Raw genomic sequence first — 909 nt, forward strand, 5'->3', positions numbered from 1 at the left:
GAATTGTAAACGGTGAAGTACCTGACGGCTTAAAAGATAAGAGAGTCTTGTCCTTGGATATGGGGGCATTGATTGCCGGGGCTAAGTTTCGAGGTGAATTTGAGGAGCGCTTGAAAGGTGTGCTTAATGAGCTGAGTAAGCAAGAAGGGCAGATAATCCTCTTTATCGATGAAATTCATACCATGGTTGGTGCTGGTAAGGCAGAGGGCTCAATGGATGCGGGGAATATGTTGAAGCCTGCACTTTCTCGAGGTGAGCTGCATTGTGTTGGCGCTACTACGCTTGATGAATATCGTGAATANATAGAGAAAGATGCTGCCTTGGAAAGGCGTTTCCAGAAAGTTCTAGTAGAGGAGCCGGTTGTTGAAGATACCATTGCTATTCTGCGCGGTTTGAAAGAGCGTTACGAAGTCCATCATGGGGTAGAAATTACCAATAGTGCAATTATCGCTGCAGCCAAGCTTTCTCATCGCTATATAGCTGATCGCCAATTACCGGATAAGGCGATAGATTTGGTTGACGAGGCAGCAAGCCAAATTCGAATGGAGATGGACTCAAAGCCAGAAGCTTTAGATCGCTTGGAGCGCCGTTTGATTCAAATGAAAATCGAGCGGGAGGCGCTTAAGAAGGAGCAGGATTCTTCATCTAAAAAGAGCCTTGTAGAGCTGAATGAGCAAATTTCTGAACTTGAAAAGGAATTTTCAGANCTGGAAGAAGTCTGGTTGGCAGAAAAGGCAGCTCTGCATGGTTCCCAGAAAGTTAAGAGTCAGTTAGAGCAGGCTAGGGTCGAATTGGAGAGTGCTCGTCGAGAGGGTGACTTTGCATTGATGTCGGAATTGCAGTACGGGAAGATTCCCGAATTGGAGCGCCAGTTGGATATGGCGAGCCAGGCTGAAATGATGGGTATGA

1 protein-coding gene is annotated in these 909 nt (G+C 46.4%); it reads left to right on the forward strand.

Annotated elements, in window-relative coordinates; translation table 11 throughout:
• Window positions 1–909, forward strand: a 909-nt coding sequence (locus A3735_RS07360) for an AAA family ATPase (RefSeq protein ID WP_156499495.1), incomplete at both ends; no start/stop codon positions are given.

The organism is Oleiphilus sp. HI0061, from assembly GCF_001635675.1.